Genomic DNA, 15,488 nt, shown 5'->3' on the forward strand with positions numbered 1-15,488 from the left:
AGGGGATAAGCGCTGAAAGCATCTAAGCGCGAAGCCCCCCTCAAGATGAGATTTCCCAGTATGTAAGACCCCTTGTAGACGACGAGGTTGATAGGTTCGAGGTGGAAGTGCAGCAATGCATGCAGCTGACGAATACTAATCGGTCGAGGGCTTAACCAATAAACCTATAGTTGTTACTTTACGCAAGTTTCGTATCTAGTTTTCAAGGAATAATCCTTGAATAAGTACTATTTCTATTCCCTGATAGCTCAGTTGGTAGAGCACTCGACTGTTAATCGAGTTGTCACAGGTTCGAGTCCTGTTCGGGGAGCCATATGGAGAGGTGTCCGAGCTGGCCGAAGGAGCACGATTGGAAATCGTGTAGGCGTCACAAGCGTCTCGAGGGTTCGAATCCCTCTCTCTCCGCCACTATCTTTCTAGTAAGGCCCGTTGGTCAAGTGGTTAAGACACCTCCCTTTCACGGAGGTAACAGGGGTTCGAGTCCCCTACGGGTCACCATTAAGTACTTCCCATGGAGGCTTAGCTCAGCTGGGAGAGCATCTGCCTTACAAGCAGAGGGTCGGCGGTTCGATCCCGTCAGCCTCCACCATGAATTCTATTGCAAGGCTTGATTTATTAGAATTCCTGAAATATACTTAATGACGCGGGGTGGAGCAGCCCGGTAGCTCGTCGGGCTCATAACCCGAAGGCCGCAGGTTCAAATCCTGCCCCCGCAACCAATAATGAATGTGGAGCCGTGGTGTAGAGGCCTAACATGCCTGCCTGTCACGCAGGAGACCGCGGGTTCGAATCCCGTCGGCTCCGCCATTATTACCAACATCATGTAAGGCTCGGTAGCTCAGTCGGTAGAGCAGAGGACTGAAAATCCTCGTGTCGGCGGTTCGATTCCGTCCCGAGCCACCATATTTACAACAACATATGCCGTTGTAGCTCAACTGGTAGAGCAACTGACTTGTAATCAGTAGGTTGGGGGTTCAAGTCCTCTCGACGGCACCAGCTTTTATCATGGAGGCTTAGTGAAGTGGCTAAACACGGCAGACTGTAAATCTGCTCTCTCCGAGTTCGGTGGTTCGAATCCATCAGCCTCCATTTACTTTTTCTAGGGGCATAGTTTAAGGGTAGAACAAAGGTCTCCAAAACCTTTGGTGTGGGTTCAATTCCTGCTGCCCCTGCCAAAAAAGTAAGCAACTTAATATTGTGGCGGTCGTGGCGAAGGGGTTAACGCACTGGTTTGTGGATCCAGCATTCGCGGGTTCAAGTCCCGTCGTCCGCCCATTATTACCAAAGCAAGATAATGGGGATTAGCCAAGCGGTAAGGCAACGGACTTTGACTCCGTCATGCCAAGGTTCAAATCCTTGATCCCCAGTTTTATATGCGGAAGTGGCTCAGCGGTAGAGCATCGCCTTGCCAAGGCGAGGGTCGCGGGTTCGATCCCCGTCTTCCGCTCCATTATTACTAAGGCGCCATAGCCAAGTGGTAAGGCAGAGCTCTGCAAAAGCTTTACCCCCAGTTCGAGTCTGGGTGGCGCCTCCACAAATTTATTAGCCGGAGTGGCGGAATCGGCAGACGCACAGGACTTAAAATCCTGCGGTAGGTGACTACCGTACCAGTTCAAGTCTGGTCTTCGGCACCATTGTTTTTACAAGTTCATAGGCCGGCATGGCGGAATGGCAGACGCGCTCGACTCAAAATCGAGTCCGAAAGGGTGGAGGTTCGAGTCCTCTTGCCGGTATACAAAATTAAAACCAATGAAATCATTTGATTTCATTGGTTTTTTTCATTTTAACCATGTAGAAAATAAACAAGCAGAAGGAGCCAAGTTCAATGAACAGGAGTTCCTTCTTTTTTTGTAGTGTTAACGTTCAGGCTTCATAGATTACCAAGCGTAAGTCATTGTTACGATTACGAGTAAAATGAACAATACGAGAATAGCAGCGGCAGAAGTTCCATAACCAACACCCGCACCAGCAGCAACACCCATGGATGTCACCCCCAATCGTAAGTAATGCTCTCGGCAGCCTTCCATGAGAGACTATACATCCTATGGTGATATACCATTGTTTGACTGGGTGATCTGCCCAAGAGAAGCTGAAAAACATGCTTTAGGCGAGAGCCTTTTTTTAGAAAATCGATCCAGAGTTTGAACAAGAGACAGCAGCCCTCCATATGGTAAAAAAGAGATTGAAATGCCATTATGGAGGTGTGAGTGCTATCGAGTACCTAGATATGTTAGCAAAGCTTGGTGTGGGCAATGCGCACCCTGGCGGGTTCGGCGAGACCATAGAGCAATTGAAGAAATACCCGATAGAGAAAGGGAAACGAGTTCTGGAAGTTGGATGCGGGACAGGGAGAACAGCTTGCTTCCTTGCTGAGCAGGGATGTGAAGTGACAGCGATTGATATCCGCCCTGAAATGGTAGCAAAAGCGATGATTCGAGCCGAAAAGCAAAGGGTGCAGGTGAATTTTAGAGAGGGCGACGTGTGCCAGTTACCTTTTGAAAATGAAACTTTTGATGTCGTGATGGTGGAGTCCGTTACGAATTTTGCAGACGCACAGAAGGCGGTATCGGAGTATTACCGGGTGTTGAAGTCCGGCGGGAAGCTCTATGACCGAGAAGTTATTCGTGTTAAAAATATGTCCACTGGCGTCCACAGAGCGCTGTGCAGCTTCTATGGAGTTAGTAAAATTTATAGTATGGAGGAATGGCGAGACCTGCTGGAAGGAAGCAAATTTGAAGTGGATTTCTCCGGCATCCACCCCTTTCCGTTAACCATGTTCGAAGATCAAGTTCAACATCCGGACCCTGTGCATTTATCTGATAAGCAATCATTCATGGATCCACGCATCTGGCAAATTACAGCCAGATACGATGAGCTGGTGAACAAATACCATAGCTACATGGGATACACGCTGATGATAGGCTCGAAGGAATAGATGAAGCTGTGGCAGGAATTAGGCACCCCGATGGCGAAATAAGTGAGAAAGATTATCATTGGGGGCTGTTTCTTTTGAACGCTGATGCTATAACGGAACGCATTCCGAACCGAAAAGCCAAAGAGATTTATGAGTTGATTTGTCGCCAGAGGGCGATATCCAAGACAGAGCTGCTTGAGCAAAGCGGGATGACTGTCTCGACGTTGACGCGGCTTTTGGAAGAACTGACGGGCCAAGGATTCATTCTTGAATCAGGTTTCGGTGCGTCAACAGGTGGGCGTAGGCCGATTCTATATGAGAAGAATTCGGCTTACGCATATATTTTTGGCTTGGAAATCTCAAGGACGTTGTCCAAGCTGGTTTTGGTTGATTTGGGCATGAACAAATTAGATGCCCGGAGCTGGACGATGACGGCAGAGATGACGCCGGAAGTTCTTATCCGCTTCATTGTCAATGAAGCGCGCAGTATGATGGAGCGGCACGGGATCACGAAGTCGATGCTGCTAGGTATTGGTGTCGGCGCCGTAGGTCCAGTGGACAGGCAGTCGGGAACGATATTGGAGCCGGCTTATTTTCAGGCCAAAGGCTGGAGGAATGTTGAAATCTGCAGGCTGCTGACAGAGGAGCTAGGTATACCCTCCATGCTGGATAACGGGGCGAACACAGCGATACTAGCGGAATCCTGGCATCAGCGCACGCAGAGCTTCAAGCATCTGCTATATATCCATGCCGGGGTTGGTTTACGTTCTTCCATGGTTTCGGAAGGGAAGCTCATCTATGGCGCGGTCGACATGGAAGGCTCCGTCGGGCAAATGATCATTCAGACGGACGGCGTGGCGCACCGTAACGCTTCTGGAAACTACGGCGCCTTGGAGTCATACGCATCCTTGTATGCGATTGAAAAGGCGGCACGCTCTGCCTTGAAACAGGGCCGATCCACGGTACTGTCGCATTTTGTGGAGGACCCTGAGCAGTTGACCTACACGCAGGTACTGGAGGCACTCAAAAAAAATGATCCCCTTGTCGTGGAGATCATTACGGAGGCTGCTACCTATTTTGGAATAGGACTAGCCAATTTATTAAATATTTTGCACCCAGAGAAGGTAATCCTCGGGGGACCGCTCATCGCGGGCGGGGAGTTGTTCTTCCAAACCGCTACGCAGGTAGCGATTCGGAAAACATACTACTACCCCGCGTATCAGGTTGTCTTCAGCAAGGGACAGCTTGGTGAAGAAGCCCTTGCCATGGGAGCAGCCGTGATGGTCATGGACCAGCTCGTTAGGCTGTGACGCCTTTGAGGAATTCAAGGAGCAGCGCATTGAAGGCTTCGGGTTTCTCCATCGGCGCCAAATGCGAAGCTCCCGGGATGGCATGAAAGCTGGCGCCAGGAATCGCGTCAGCCATCTTTTTCATGACATCCGGAGGCGCGATCGGATCTTTCTCGCCGGCGATGACAAGCGTTGGCACAGTGATAGAGCCGAGGAGGTCGACGGAGTCGGCTCGGAACGCCATGGCCAGGCTCGCGTGGACCAGTCCTTCGGCAGGCATGGAAGCCATGACCGCACTTATGCTCTCCACGAGCCCTGGCTGATCATTGGCTGTCAGCTCGGTGAGCAGCTTAGGCAGCATCGCATCTCTTGCTGCGCTGGCCCCTTTGTCATAGAGGGCGACCGCCATATTCATGCGATTCTTACGAGCCTCAAGCCCATCTGCTTCCGGACGGGTATTGGCGAGAAGAAGCGCCGTGAATCGTTTTGGAGCTTTGCGCAGAAGTGCAAAAGCCACATATCCACCCATGGAGAAGCCGCCAAGCGCGGCTTTTTGTATGTCCATTTTGTCCATCATCGTCAAAATGTCGTCCGCGTATTGCTCAATAGAAATGTTAGCAACGGGTACATCTGAATGCCCCATACCTCGTAAATCAGGTGTAATCACACGATAATTTTCCGATAAAGCCTCATCTTGCGCTTGCCACATACGATGATCCAATGGAAATCCATGAAGTAAAATGACAGGTGCTCCTTGCCCTTTTTCCGCTATGTACAACTCTGCTCCGTTGATGTGATGTTTCATTCGTTGTCATCCTCCATGACTAGTTTTTACACGCATAAAGTCCTAAATTTCAGCAAAATATTAGTTCAAAGGTCGTAAAAACAAGAGAAATAGCGAAAAAGTTATGTCTTCATACTTTCATTATGGTTAACTCATACTTCTTTAACATTTGATTGTTATTCTCTCAGTATACCCGTTGTTAACCAATAAAAGCGAATAAGAATCATTCATTCATGAAGTGAGGTTATGGCTATGACTAAAAAACCTTGGTCCACACAAGAATTGGACAAGTTAATTCGACTTTCATCAGAATGCCCACCCGTTGTAATTGCCAAAGAATTATCCCGCCCTGTCACATCTGTACGCAAGAAAATGCGTGAAATCGGTGTAAGCTACGTTACCGGGGAGCAATGGAAAAAAAGTCAGATTCAATATCTGATCTCGGATGAAGGAGCTTCTTACACGAACAAGCATAAATTAACACAGGCTCCAAAAGAAAATGATTTTGAATCTCCCGTGCTCGACGAATTCTGGACAACCCTAGTGAAAATGGCCAGAGTAGCGAAGAAGAGGGGGAAGCGCGTAGATGTCCTTTCGTTTATCGATACTTACCGGAAGATTCGTATCGGCGGTTAAGAAAATAGGAGATACATAAAAGGTGAAATCCGTTATAACGAGATTTTACCTTTTTCTTTTGCCCAGATCCCTCTAAACTGAAGATACCAAAGACATCTAGGAGGTCAAATGCATAGAATTCCCCTTTTTTCGATGATTAGCAAGTATGACACAGCGATATGGGTTCGAGTCGTGGGCACGATTCTGACGTCATTAGCTGGGTTTATGATGAGACCTTATCTAGTTTTTTATTTATACGACAAGTTGGATGGTTCCGTGTTCTTATCCATGTTGATCGTTGGCTTACAGCCGTTGTGTGGGATATTCGTAAACTTATACGCAGGCAGCCTGAGTGACAAGTATGGACGAAAGCCAATGATGCTTGCAGCGCTCATTATTCAAGCCTTTGCTATTGGAGGGTACATATTTGCCAGCCACGTATGGGAGTTTGCGCTTATTTCCATTATTAACGGGATCGGACATGCGATGTATGGACCAGCTGCCAATGCTCAGATTTCGGATGTTGTGCCTGAACATAAGCGAGCTGAAGTGTTTGCTTTACTGCATACTGCTTTAAACATGGGATCGGCATTTGGTCCGCTGCTTGGTTTGCTTCTGTTTACCTTGAATCCGTCAATTATCTTTCTAGCTTGTTCGGTCACGCTGGTTGCCTATGCAGGTTTAGTCATATGGAAGGTTCCAGAGACGATGCCTGTTAAAAGTATAGAGGCGCTGGCTGCCGCAAAAGCGAATAAAGTCAAAATTAAATGGTCGGAGCATAAATCACTGTTGTGGATTACATTTTTGGCGATGCCAGTATCTCTTTTATATGCGCAAGTTGAGTCTACATTTCCACTGCATCTACAGCAGAATTTTGAGAATTACAAGTCGGTATTTGCGACGATTATTACCTTTAATGGGTGCGTAGTCATCGCGCTGCAGCTATGGATTGCAAAGAGAACAGAGCACGTGCCTGCTTACATCGTAGTTGCTGTATCCTACATGCTGTTTGCTGTCGTATCTATCGGTTACGGATTCGTTCCTTATCTTGCGATTCTGCTTTTTGTTGAATTTTTATTTACCATTGGTGAAATGTTGAACGGCCCTCATGTTCAAAAAGTGATCTCTGTAATTGCCCCAGAGGAGCATAGAGGTTTGTACTTCTCAGTGTTCGGAATGAATTGGCAATTATCCCGCGCTATCGGACCTATCCTCGGAGGACTGCTGTTCAGCCATTATGGAGGAAAAGTGATGTTTGCTGTGGTTGGCGTCATCCTCATTGCTGCGGGTATTGCTCAAGCTAGATATATTCGAAGCTTAAATCGCAAAGAGGAAGAGCCGGTTATTGAAGGTGTTTTGCAAGCATAATGCTGGGTGATTATTTGATTATGCTCGCAGTGCAGAAGTAATAGTGTGTGCACCACAAAACCGTAAGAAGGTTGTTCCTTCTTACGGTTTTTGACATTTGCGAAGGACGCCTCAAGTTAATGACTTAGGTCACCAAAACGTTATGACCTTGCTCACCTTACATAGAAAAGAGGAAAGTCTACAATGAATTTAAGATGAGATCTAGCCAAAGGAGTGAGTGAAAATGCTATTGTTTTTGCATGTGTTAGGCGCTGTATTGTTTCTTGGTAACATTGTGACGGGAGCCTTTTGGAAAGTGAGGGCGCATTACGGAAAGCAGGATCTGATGGCCATACATCTTACCGTCAAAAACATTATGCTCGCTGACTATGTGTTCACCATACCTGGCATTCTGCTGCTGCTTATCCCAGGTTATCTGATGGCGGCCAACTTGGGCTACTCCCTTATAGCATGGAACTGGGTGAGTGCAGCCTTGCTGTTATTCTCACTATCTGGCCTGTTGTGGCTGTTCATTCTCATTCCCCTGCAAAGAAAAATGATTCGCTATAGTGAGGAATCCGTGAAGACAGGTAGGCAAACAGAAGCTTATAAACGTGTTTCGAAAAAGTGGGATATCTTCGGCTCGATCGGTACGATTCTACCTTTGATTTCGTTAATATTGATGGTATGGAAGCCCGGCATCTAAGGATGCTGGGTTTTATTTTATTGTAAGACATCTGTAAGTTTCCTTTTAAAAGAATGAGGTATAATTATACTAGCTTGAGGAGGTATGTTCGTATGGCGACAATCGTTCTTGTTGTAGATGATGAACCGAATATTATAGATGTTTGCACCGTTTATTTGCAGAGGGAAGGATATCAAGTCATTTCAGCAATGAACGGTGAGGAGGCGATCAGGCAATGGCGTCAGCACAATCCGCAGCTGATCGTGCTGGATCTGATGATGCCAGGTAAAAACGGTTGGCAGGTTTGCGAAGAAATTCGCAATGAACGGGACGTTCCCATCATCATGCTGACGGCACTGGGGGACGAAATGGACCGATTAATGGGGCTCACGATGGGGGCTGACGACTATTTGACGAAGCCTTTTTCCCCGCGAGAGCTCGTATTGCGAGTGAAGGGAATTTTGCGTAGGATACAGCGAACGCAGACGGAGGCTACGGTGAATACGGAAGCAGCACGACCTGCTCATATAATGAGATACCCTGGCCTCGAGATTAATGTGCTGCATCGCAGTGTCCGCGTCATCGACAAAGACATCGAGTTGACCGTGAAGGAATTTGAACTGCTACATTTGTTCGCAGCCCATCCGGATCAAGTTTTTTCGCGGAACCAATTGCTGAGCAAAATTTGGGATATCGATTATTACGGGGATACAACGACAGTAACCGTCCACATCCGCCGATTAAGAGAGAAATTGGAGCCTAATCCTTCTGAGCCGCGCTATATCAAAACCGTGTGGGGTATCGGATATAAATTCGAAGGGAGGGAGCCATCCTGAAGCTTCGATTCTATTTGCTTATTGCAAGCGGAGTTAGTACGGGTATCATCTTGCTTTCGCTTCTTATTTGCTATCATTTTATGCTCCTTAATTGGAAGGACGTTGTGATTCTATCGTCCGTTACTCTAGGCGCTGCTGTCGTATCGATGGGCATACATTATTTAATGACGCGTCCGCTGGAAAAAGCCATTCATGCCATTACTCAGGAAACGACTCGCATCTCAGAAGGACATTTTGAGGGGCAAGTGCCCCACATTGGGCCGGCTGAATTTCAAAGACTGGCGGGTCAGTTCAACCGCATGAGCGGAAACCTGAAAGAAAGCTTCGAAAAATTACGATCAGCCGAGACTTCCCGCAAAGAGCTTGTGGCGAATGTGTCGCATGATCTAAGAACGCCAATGGCTTCTATTCAAGCATTCGTCGAAGCCCTAGAAGACGATGTTATTCAGGATAAAGCGACCTTTGAGCGTTATCTCCGAACCATCCGGTTGGAAACGGGAAGATTAGATGCATTGATCCAGGAGCTGTTCAAGTTATCGCAGCTGGATGCAGGAGGAACCGACTTCGTGCCAGAGCCGTATCATGTCGACCAACTTCTAGTGGATGGTCTGCAAAGCTTAGCTTTTCAGCTGGAAGATAAGCAATTGCAAGTCATCGTCAACTTGCCCGAGTGCTTGCCGCCTATGACTATCATGCCGCAGGAAATGAAGCGGGTTCTTGCTAACATTTTGGGGAATGCCATTCGTCACTCCCCTGTCGGCGGGAGCATTACAATTAAAGTAGAACAACTGCCTGCCCCTTATTTAAAACTGCTTATTCAAGATCAAGGTCCGGGTATTGAGGAAAAGGATGCGGACAAAATATTTGATCGCTTTTATCGCTCAGATCCATCACGGACGCGTGTAAGCGGAGGCGCCGGACTTGGCCTCGCGATTGCCAAGTCTATCGTTCAATTGCATGGAGGGACTATCGGCGTTGACAGCCGAGCAGGTTCGAATGAAGGGAATGGCAGCACGTTCTGGTTTACTATTCCTATTCACTCATAGACGTTTTACTAAATTTGTCAGTCTCTTGTAAGCTTTTTGTAATTTCTTCGTTAGGGCTCCTTAAGTTCTGTCCAATATCTTAGGAAGTGAGAGAACTATGAAACTCTGGGAGGAATTTAGAAATGAGAAAATGGATGAAAAAAGCAATGGCAGTAACAATTACAGTCGGAACACTAGCGTTACCGAGCTTAATTAATGCCGAAGAAATGATGATGCCAAAGTACGGCTATCGTGGTGTTGTAACGATTACTAAAGATGGTAACGAGCTCGCACCCCTTCGTCAAATTGCTGAGTCCATTGGTTTTCAGGTAACATGGAACGATATGACTAGAACAGTAACTTTGATGAAATCTATGGACGTAAGAAAATGATGGAAGATAAAAATAGGCAGGATAAAAATATGCAAGATAAAATGATGACGGATAAGAGTATGGATATGGGGGAGACAATTATGCTTCATATAGATAGTAAAACGATTTCTGTAGGCAACTAGGCAATAAGGAAGAAATGCTAATGGTTACTCCAATGATTGTGAACGACATGACGTATGTCTCTAAAGAATTCATTGATACCTATCTGCTTGAGAAAATGATGATGAAGTAAGGGGATGTGATTTTGTAATTTTAGCGATTTTGTAAGCTTTATTTAAGATTTGTACGTTATGATTAGAGATATAAACTATTGGTTGAATAGGATGTGGGCGTATGGAGTCGAAAAGAGGTTGGTTAAAGCAATCCTTTGGCAAGCGTCTTAATGCCATACATAGCTGGAATGCCTGGATTCTCCTACTGCTAACGATCACGGGCATTGTGCTTAGCATAGGGGCGATTCGAGGAGATTTGGGGATTATACGTGTAACGCTGAAACAGCTTCACATTTATTTGGGTGTCGTCTCGATTCTGCTGATGGTGCTTTATGCGCCAATGATTCGCAAGCACTGGCGGCAGATTCGCGCGCGCCGCAATCAACGCGCGAATCTGGTGTTTGTGCTTGCGCTGCTGGTCGGCTGGGCAGCGTCCGGGGTGGTCCTGTGGCAGTTCCGCCATCTGCCACCCGCTTTGAATAATACGGCACTCCTCATCCATGACCTGCTCACCTGGGTCGGAGTGCCGTATGCCGTGTACCATGCCATCTCGCGCAGCAGATGGCTAAAGCGGCAGCAGCGGCTCGAGCAAGCCGCCGCTGCTGCCGCTGCTAAGCCGCCGGCCACGCAGCCGGCGGCAACAACCCCCGTGGCGGCATCTGACGCCACGGCAGAGCGCTCAGCAGCGCAGGCGGTTATCGCCGCGCTGAAGGAGTCGCCGATCACACGAGCCTCGTTCCTGCGGATTGTCGCAGGACTGGTGCTTGTGATCGCGGTTGGTCCCGCCTTTTATCGCTGGATAAAAGGCGCTTTTGACTCCGGCGGCTCTTCGACCGCCGAGTATGCCGCAGGAGACGGCAACAGTATGCTGCCGCCGCCTGCGCCGCTGCCTGACTCCGCCGCCGTGGTCGGCGGAGGAGCGCAAGGGAATTTCCGTATCTATACGGTGACGGAAATTCCGGCTTTCTCCTCGGAGACATGGCAATTCGCCATTTCCGGTCTGGTTGATAAACCAAGCGTATGGAACTGGGATGAGTTCCTGAAGCTGAAGCGAATCGTACAGGTTAGTAATTTCCACTGTGTGACGGGCTGGTCTATTTACAATTGTACGTGGGAAGGGATACCGCTTAAGCAGCTATTAGCTGCAGCAGGTGTGCAGTCCAAGGCGAAATTTGTGAAATTTTATTCCGGAGACAAGGTGTATACCGATGCACTTTCGTTGGAGCAAGCTGGCGGAGATGACATTATGGTAGCTGTGCTGCTGGATGGCAAGCCGATTCCCCAGAAATTGGGGGGACCAGTACGGCTGATTGTTCCGCAGATGTATGCGTATAAATCCGTCAAATGGCTCCAAGGGATAGAGCTCATTGAGAAAGAGCATATGGGGTATTGGGAAGTTAGAGGCTATGATAATGATGCTTGGGTGGATAGATCTAATAACGCGTAAAGTGATTGAAATGGCAAGAAGCTGAACTGACTTTCCGGGTGGTTTTTGGTATAGTTATGTCAAAGAGACCAGTTTGGAAATGAGGAATAACGTTGAGAATCGTATCGGTTAATGTGGGAAAACCACAAATCATTCAATTTCAAGGCAAAGAGCTGGTCACGGGAATCTATAAATCCCCGGTCAGCTCATCTTTGTATGTTTCCACAACGCAATTGGATGGGGACGGGCAAGCCGATTTGACCGTACACGGCGGTGTTGATAAAGCATTGTGTGTTTACTCCGAGGAGCATTACGCCTATTGGGAGGAATTGCTTGGCCGTAAGCTGGAAGCTGGTGCGTTTGGGGAAAATTTAACGGTCCGTGGTTTTCTAGAGACTGACGTCTGCATAGGTGACATTTATGCCATTGATGATGTCATTGTTCAGGTCTCACAGCCGCGCCAGCCTTGTTTTAAAGTGGGTAAACGTCTGGAGTGGGCCAAAACCCCGCTGCAAATGCAGGAAACTGGATTTACCGGCTTCTATTTCAGGGTTTTGCAAGAAGGATACATTTCCAAAGATTCTCAAGTGAAGCTTATCGCAAAAGATAATGAGGGTGTAACCCTGGCTTATGCGAATCAAATTAAGTATCACGATAAAAGGAGTAAAGAAGGGGCTGAACGACTCGTACAGACCTCAGCTTTATCGGATAGCTGGAAGAAATCCTTCATGAAACGACTGGCGGAACTCGGTTCATGATGACAGGTGTTATTTTGGCCGGCGGCCTTAATCGTCGCATGGGGGGAAGACACAAGGCGCTGCTTCCTGTTCAAGATCAGCCACTGCTTCTTCGGCAGCTTACGGAAATGTCCCGTATTTGCAACCAAATTATTGTCGTATCGAATGAACCTGAGGCATTCCAATCTCTTATAGAATCAAATTCCGCTTCCATGAATATACAGTGGGTGTCAGACTTATATGTACAAAAAGGTCCGCTCAGTGGTATTCACGCAGCTGCGCAAGCCGCATCCCATGAATTCATGTGGATTGTCGGTTGTGATATGCCGTTCATTTCTTCCGAAGCCGCAGATGCTATGGGACGGTTGTGCCATGAGGCGAATGTTGATGCGGTTATTCCGGTCATGCATGGCAAGGTTCATCCGCTACATGGGATTTACTCTAGATTAGTTGGCTCTGAGGCTGAGGTATTATTGAAGCAGGAACAATATCGCTTGATGGGTTTGCTGGATCATATCGATTGGTTGCCAGCGGAGAATGCTTTTTTTGAAAAAATAAACCTGTCGGTACAGTTTGTTACGAATGTGAATACGCCGGATGAGTACAAATCTATGTTAGAAAATTTATCATAAATGTTAGTTTGGCAAATAATTAGTCCTGTAGGAACTTAGGATTTTGCTATAAAATGTGTCATAATGGACTAGAGAGAAGGTGAACCTTATGACGAAGCTGCTGATGGATCGTTTTGGACGGATGCACGATTACTTGCGAATTTCAGTTACGGATCGCTGTAATCTTCGTTGTGTCTATTGTATGCCCGAAGAAGGAATGGAATTTGAACCGGATGATAAGCTATTAACGTTCGAGGAAATCACCGAGGTTGTTCGTGTGCTGGCTGGACTAGGTGTCCGTAAGCTGAGATTAACCGGCGGAGAACCTCTTGTGCGTAAAAACCTGGAACAATTGATTGGCATGCTCTCCCAAATACCCGGGATTGAAGATATCGCTTTGACAACTAATGGGATCTATTTTGCTTCGAGAGCTGAAAAGCTTCGTGCAGCTGGATTAACCCGCGTGAATATTAGTCTTGATTCCTTGAAAGCCGACCGGTTCTCGCTCATCACTCGAGGCGGCGATATTAAACGTGTTCTGGCCAGCATTGAAGAAGCTTATCGTGTGGGAATTACCCCGATCAAGTTGAATGTTGTACTTATGAAGGGCATGAATGATGACGAGATTGAAGACTTTTTACAAATGACGATGGATCGTCCGATTCAAGTTCGTTTCATTGAGTATATGCCGATCGGGCATCAAGATGAGGCTTGGAAAAGCCGTTATTTGCCCTTGACGACCGTACTGGACCGCTGTAAGGAAAAGGGCTGGAATGCTGTAGCATCGGATGCCGTGTATGGGAACGGGCCCGCTCAAAACTTTCGGATAGAAGGAGCACTGGGTTCATTCGGTCTCATTCACCCGATTAGCGACCATTTCTGTGAGACTTGCAATCGGCTGCGGATTACGGCAGACGGCAATGTGAAGCCATGCTTATATTGGTCAGATGAATTCAATGTAAGAACCTATATTGGCGACGATGCGGCAATGGAAGACCTGTTCTTCCGCGCTCTGGATATTAAGCCACAAAATCATGAGATGGCGCAGGCGCTCCTGAATGAAAGTCAGTCACATACACCAACACTTCGCCGGATGTCGCAAATTGGCGGTTAGCCTATAGGAGGAACAGACGTTAGTGAATAGCCATGTGAAGCTAAAATTCGGGCGTAAAGTCATTTCGGTGGAAGAAGCCCGAAGCCTGCTTTTCGAGTTTGTCAAACATACCGAAACGGAAATGGTACCGTTATCCGCCGCATTCAACAGGCGGCTAGCCGGGGATATTTATGCCGACCATCCCGTGCCTCATTTCCGCAGATCTGGTGTGGACGGGTATGCAGTTTGCGCTGCGGATATTGAGCAAGCTACGCCTGAGAATCCTTCCATCCTGCATGTCATTGAGCATATTCCAAGCGGAACGATTCCTAAGCTCAAGATGTATTCGGGTGCTGCAGCCCGTATTATGACGGGAGCGCCGGTTCCGGATGGAGCGGATTGCGTAGTCATGCTGGAAATGACGGATGCACTCCCCTCGCTGGATGTAGGGATAAGTTCGACTCAGGTCTGCATCAAGAAAAATGTTCCTGTGGGCAGCAATATAACCCCTATTGCCGGGGAAATAGCCGAAAATGAGTTATTGCTCCCGCTAGGAACACAAATTGGACCTGGTGAAGCAGCGATATTAGCTACTTTCGGCTATTCCTTTGTGGCGGTATTCCGCAAACCGAGGGTAGCGATCTTCTCAACAGGCTCAGAGTTATTGAATGTTGAGGAAGCGCTGCAGCCTGGGCGAATTCGCAACAGCAACAGCTACATGCTTGCAGCCCAAGTGGAAGCAGCAGGCGGAGAAGCGGTTATCATGCAGGCGCTTTCGGACCATGTAGAAGAGGTGGAAGCTGCGCTGCTGGAGACATTTGCTAAAGTTGACCTTGTCATCACTTCCGGCGGCGTCTCTGTTGGCGACTACGATGTTTTGGTGGATGTGTTTGGCCGGTTTACGGGTAAGCTTCTGTTTAATAAAGTGGCGATGCGTCCGGGCACTCCGACGAGCGCAGCGCTATGGGAGAATAGACTGCTGCTCTCGCTATCCGGTAATCCGGGAGCATCATTTGTAGGCTTTGAGCTGTTTGCGAAACCGCTGATTAAAGCGATGTCAGGCTGTCCATCACCTTGCCCCGAGGCCATTACAGCTTATCTGGATGTGGATTACGACAAAGGTTCGGCCTTTCCTCGTTATGTCAGAGGGACAACGCATGTGGACAATGGCTGTTTGCGAGTTAAGCCTTCTGGCATTGATAAATCCAGCATCATGGTTTCCATTAAAGATGCGGATTGTTTGATTCAACTGCCTGCTGGAGGCTCAGGTTTTGCGAGGGACGAACTTGTTCTAACCTATCCGATCAAATAGAAAAAGGGCCTGCCTATCACTCAGCTTCTGTAAAAGAAGTTGGTGCAGGCAGGCCTTTTTACAAGAAGTAATCAGGTTGGAATGAAGGCGAGATTAGATTGCGAAAGTAGCTAAGATAATAACAAGCAGAACATAAAGGACAAGAACAACACCTACGGATCCGTATCCAGTTCCTCCACAACCAGCTGCATATGACATAGTATCCCCTCC

17 protein-coding genes, 16 tRNA genes and 1 rRNA gene are annotated in these 15,488 nt (G+C 47.6%); 31 read left to right on the plus strand and 3 right to left on the minus strand.

Annotation, left to right across the window (positions count from 1 at the left end; translation table 11 throughout):
* The 17 genes from AC58VC_RS30160 to AC58VC_RS30240 all read left to right on the plus strand — a co-directional run.
* A 23S ribosomal RNA gene (locus tag AC58VC_RS30160) occupies positions 1 to 159 on the plus strand; the annotation flags it as partial.
* Between the two features lie 78 nt (positions 160 to 237).
* Positions 238 to 313: transfer RNA gene (locus AC58VC_RS30165), tRNA-Asn, on the plus strand.
* 3 nt (positions 314 to 316) lie between these two features.
* Positions 317 to 408 (plus strand) — tRNA-Ser (locus AC58VC_RS30170).
* 15 nt (positions 409 to 423) lie between these two features.
* Positions 424 to 498, plus strand: a tRNA-Glu gene (locus tag AC58VC_RS30175).
* A 15-nt stretch (positions 499 to 513) separates the two neighbouring features.
* A tRNA-Val gene (locus AC58VC_RS30180) sits at positions 514 to 589 on the plus strand.
* A gap of 53 nt (positions 590 to 642) precedes the next feature.
* Positions 643 to 719: transfer RNA gene (locus AC58VC_RS30185), tRNA-Met, on the plus strand.
* Between the two features lie 11 nt (positions 720 to 730).
* Positions 731 to 807, plus strand: a tRNA-Asp gene (locus AC58VC_RS30190).
* Positions 808 to 827: 20 nt separating this feature from the next.
* Positions 828 to 903 (plus strand) — tRNA-Phe (locus AC58VC_RS30195).
* A gap of 17 nt (positions 904 to 920) precedes the next feature.
* A tRNA-Thr gene (locus AC58VC_RS30200) sits at positions 921 to 996 on the plus strand.
* An 11-nt stretch (positions 997 to 1,007) separates the two neighbouring features.
* Positions 1,008 to 1,089, plus strand: a tRNA-Tyr gene (locus AC58VC_RS30205).
* Positions 1,090 to 1,101: 12 nt separating this feature from the next.
* Positions 1,102 to 1,175, plus strand: a tRNA-Trp gene (locus AC58VC_RS30210).
* Between the two features lie 25 nt (positions 1,176 to 1,200).
* A tRNA-His gene (locus tag AC58VC_RS30215) sits at positions 1,201 to 1,273 on the plus strand.
* 22 nt (positions 1,274 to 1,295) lie between these two features.
* A tRNA-Gln gene (locus tag AC58VC_RS30220) sits at positions 1,296 to 1,367 on the plus strand.
* Between the two features lie 8 nt (positions 1,368 to 1,375).
* Positions 1,376 to 1,450, plus strand: a tRNA-Gly gene (locus tag AC58VC_RS30225).
* Between the two features lie 10 nt (positions 1,451 to 1,460).
* A tRNA-Cys gene (locus tag AC58VC_RS30230) sits at positions 1,461 to 1,534 on the plus strand.
* An 11-nt stretch (positions 1,535 to 1,545) separates the two neighbouring features.
* Positions 1,546 to 1,634 (plus strand) — tRNA-Leu (locus AC58VC_RS30235).
* A 20-nt stretch (positions 1,635 to 1,654) separates the two neighbouring features.
* Positions 1,655 to 1,733 (plus strand) — tRNA-Leu (locus AC58VC_RS30240).
* A 144-nt stretch (positions 1,734 to 1,877) separates the two neighbouring features.
* Here AC58VC_RS30240 and AC58VC_RS30245 read toward each other — a convergent pair.
* On the minus strand, positions 1,878 to 2,027 hold the full coding sequence (locus AC58VC_RS30245) for a YjcZ family sporulation protein (protein WP_497374342.1): 150 nt from the start codon (positions 2,025 to 2,027) through the stop codon (positions 1,878 to 1,880).
* A gap of 200 nt (positions 2,028 to 2,227) precedes the next feature.
* Here AC58VC_RS30245 and AC58VC_RS30250 point away from each other — a divergent pair, with 200 nt between their 5' ends.
* Both AC58VC_RS30250 and AC58VC_RS30255 read left to right on the plus strand, forming a co-directional pair.
* A complete protein-coding gene (locus AC58VC_RS30250) occupies positions 2,228 to 2,935 on the plus strand; it encodes a class I SAM-dependent methyltransferase (protein ID WP_497374344.1) in 708 nt (235 codons plus the stop codon).
* A gap of 74 nt (positions 2,936 to 3,009) precedes the next feature.
* A complete protein-coding gene (locus tag AC58VC_RS30255) occupies positions 3,010 to 4,224 on the plus strand; it encodes an ROK family protein (RefSeq protein WP_497374715.1) in 1,215 nt (404 codons plus the stop codon).
* On the opposite strand, the gene AC58VC_RS30260 is transcribed toward AC58VC_RS30255, so the two are convergent.
* Positions 4,214 to 5,008, minus strand: coding sequence for an alpha/beta fold hydrolase (locus tag AC58VC_RS30260; protein WP_497374346.1), 795 nt, complete (start codon positions 5,006 to 5,008; stop codon positions 4,214 to 4,216). The two genes, AC58VC_RS30255 and AC58VC_RS30260, sit on opposite strands and share 11 nt — an antisense overlap.
* Before the next feature lie 231 nt (positions 5,009 to 5,239).
* On the opposite strand from AC58VC_RS30260, the gene AC58VC_RS30265 reads away from it, so the two are divergent.
* The 12 genes from AC58VC_RS30265 (at position 5,240) to AC58VC_RS30320 (ending at position 15,278) form a co-directional block, all read left to right on the plus strand.
* A complete protein-coding gene (locus AC58VC_RS30265; protein ID WP_497374348.1) occupies positions 5,240 to 5,623 on the plus strand; it encodes a hypothetical protein in 384 nt (127 codons plus the stop codon).
* Between the two features lie 108 nt (positions 5,624 to 5,731).
* On the plus strand, positions 5,732 to 6,970 hold the full coding sequence (locus tag AC58VC_RS30270; protein WP_497374350.1) for an MDR family MFS transporter: 1,239 nt from the start codon (positions 5,732 to 5,734) through the stop codon (positions 6,968 to 6,970).
* A 223-nt stretch (positions 6,971 to 7,193) separates the two neighbouring features.
* Positions 7,194 to 7,655, plus strand: coding sequence for a DUF2269 family protein (locus AC58VC_RS30275; RefSeq protein WP_497374352.1), 462 nt, complete (start codon positions 7,194 to 7,196; stop codon positions 7,653 to 7,655).
* Between the two features lie 92 nt (positions 7,656 to 7,747).
* Entirely contained in the window at positions 7,748 to 8,470 is a 723-nt protein-coding gene (locus tag AC58VC_RS30280; protein WP_497374354.1) for a response regulator transcription factor, read from the plus strand.
* 14 nt (positions 8,471 to 8,484) lie between these two features.
* Positions 8,485 to 9,516 (plus strand): HAMP domain-containing sensor histidine kinase, encoded by a 1,032-nt coding sequence (locus AC58VC_RS30285; RefSeq protein WP_497374356.1) that lies wholly within the window; start codon positions 8,485 to 8,487, stop codon positions 9,514 to 9,516.
* Between the two features lie 122 nt (positions 9,517 to 9,638).
* A complete protein-coding gene (locus AC58VC_RS30290) occupies positions 9,639 to 9,887 on the plus strand; it encodes a stalk domain-containing protein (RefSeq protein ID WP_497374358.1) in 249 nt (82 codons plus the stop codon).
* The gene (locus tag AC58VC_RS30295; RefSeq protein ID WP_497374360.1) at positions 9,887 to 10,009 is read left to right on the plus strand and encodes a hypothetical protein; all 123 of its coding nucleotides are present in this window, start codon (positions 9,887 to 9,889) and stop codon (positions 10,007 to 10,009) included. Before AC58VC_RS30290 ends, AC58VC_RS30295 begins: the two co-directional genes overlap by 1 nt.
* Positions 10,010 to 10,220: 211 nt before the next feature.
* A complete protein-coding gene (locus AC58VC_RS30300) occupies positions 10,221 to 11,546 on the plus strand; it encodes a molybdopterin-dependent oxidoreductase (RefSeq protein WP_497374362.1) in 1,326 nt (441 codons plus the stop codon).
* An 86-nt stretch (positions 11,547 to 11,632) separates the two neighbouring features.
* Positions 11,633 to 12,283 (plus strand): MOSC domain-containing protein, encoded by a 651-nt coding sequence (locus AC58VC_RS30305; protein ID WP_497374717.1) that lies wholly within the window; start codon positions 11,633 to 11,635, stop codon positions 12,281 to 12,283.
* On the plus strand, positions 12,280 to 12,894 hold the full coding sequence (gene mobA, locus AC58VC_RS30310; RefSeq protein WP_497374364.1) for a molybdenum cofactor guanylyltransferase: 615 nt from the start codon (positions 12,280 to 12,282) through the stop codon (positions 12,892 to 12,894). Before AC58VC_RS30305 ends, mobA begins: the two co-directional genes overlap by 4 nt.
* 88 nt (positions 12,895 to 12,982) lie before the next feature.
* A complete protein-coding gene (gene moaA / locus AC58VC_RS30315; RefSeq protein WP_497374366.1) occupies positions 12,983 to 13,987 on the plus strand; it encodes a GTP 3',8-cyclase MoaA in 1,005 nt (334 codons plus the stop codon).
* A gap of 22 nt (positions 13,988 to 14,009) precedes the next feature.
* Positions 14,010 to 15,278 carry a molybdopterin molybdotransferase MoeA gene (locus AC58VC_RS30320; RefSeq protein WP_497374368.1) on the plus strand — a complete coding sequence of 423 codons (1,269 nt, stop codon included), beginning with the start codon at positions 14,010 to 14,012 and terminating at the stop codon, positions 15,276 to 15,278.
* 93 nt (positions 15,279 to 15,371) lie between these two features.
* Here the strand turns inward: AC58VC_RS30320 and AC58VC_RS30325 are convergent, their stop codons facing one another.
* A complete protein-coding gene (locus AC58VC_RS30325) occupies positions 15,372 to 15,476 on the minus strand; it encodes a YjcZ family sporulation protein (protein ID WP_497374370.1) in 105 nt (34 codons plus the stop codon).
* Between the last annotated feature and the right edge of the window lie 12 nt (positions 15,477 to 15,488).

Source organism: Paenibacillus sp. J22R67 (assembly GCF_059692175.1).

What these genes read in the sequence shown, in the direction of transcription:
- AC58VC_RS30280 (WP_497374354.1), top strand. Translation starts at nt 7,748, where the DNA reads ATGGCGACAATCGTTCTTGTTGTAGATGATGAACCGAATATTATAGAT.
- AC58VC_RS30295 (WP_497374360.1), top strand. Translation starts at nt 9,887, where the DNA reads ATGGAAGATAAAAATAGGCAGGATAAAAATATGCAAGATAAAATGATG.
- AC58VC_RS30245 (WP_497374342.1), bottom strand. Translation starts at nt 2,027, where the DNA reads ATGGAAGGCTGCCGAGAGCATTACTTACGATTGGGGGTGACATCCATG.
- AC58VC_RS30275 (WP_497374352.1), top strand. Translation starts at nt 7,194, where the DNA reads ATGCTATTGTTTTTGCATGTGTTAGGCGCTGTATTGTTTCTTGGTAAC.
- AC58VC_RS30260 (WP_497374346.1), bottom strand. Translation starts at nt 5,008, where the DNA reads ATGAAACATCACATCAACGGAGCAGAGTTGTACATAGCGGAAAAAGGG.
- AC58VC_RS30325 (WP_497374370.1), bottom strand. Translation starts at nt 15,476, where the DNA reads ATGTCATATGCAGCTGGTTGTGGAGGAACTGGATACGGATCCGTAGGT.
- AC58VC_RS30250 (WP_497374344.1), top strand. Translation starts at nt 2,228, where the DNA reads ATGTTAGCAAAGCTTGGTGTGGGCAATGCGCACCCTGGCGGGTTCGGC.
- AC58VC_RS30290 (WP_497374358.1), top strand. Translation starts at nt 9,639, where the DNA reads ATGAGAAAATGGATGAAAAAAGCAATGGCAGTAACAATTACAGTCGGA.
- AC58VC_RS30270 (WP_497374350.1), top strand. Translation starts at nt 5,732, where the DNA reads ATGCATAGAATTCCCCTTTTTTCGATGATTAGCAAGTATGACACAGCG.
- mobA (WP_497374364.1), top strand. Translation starts at nt 12,280, where the DNA reads ATGATGACAGGTGTTATTTTGGCCGGCGGCCTTAATCGTCGCATGGGG.
- moaA (WP_497374366.1), top strand. Translation starts at nt 12,983, where the DNA reads ATGACGAAGCTGCTGATGGATCGTTTTGGACGGATGCACGATTACTTG.
- AC58VC_RS30300 (WP_497374362.1), top strand. Translation starts at nt 10,221, where the DNA reads ATGGAGTCGAAAAGAGGTTGGTTAAAGCAATCCTTTGGCAAGCGTCTT.
- AC58VC_RS30265 (WP_497374348.1), top strand. Translation starts at nt 5,240, where the DNA reads ATGACTAAAAAACCTTGGTCCACACAAGAATTGGACAAGTTAATTCGA.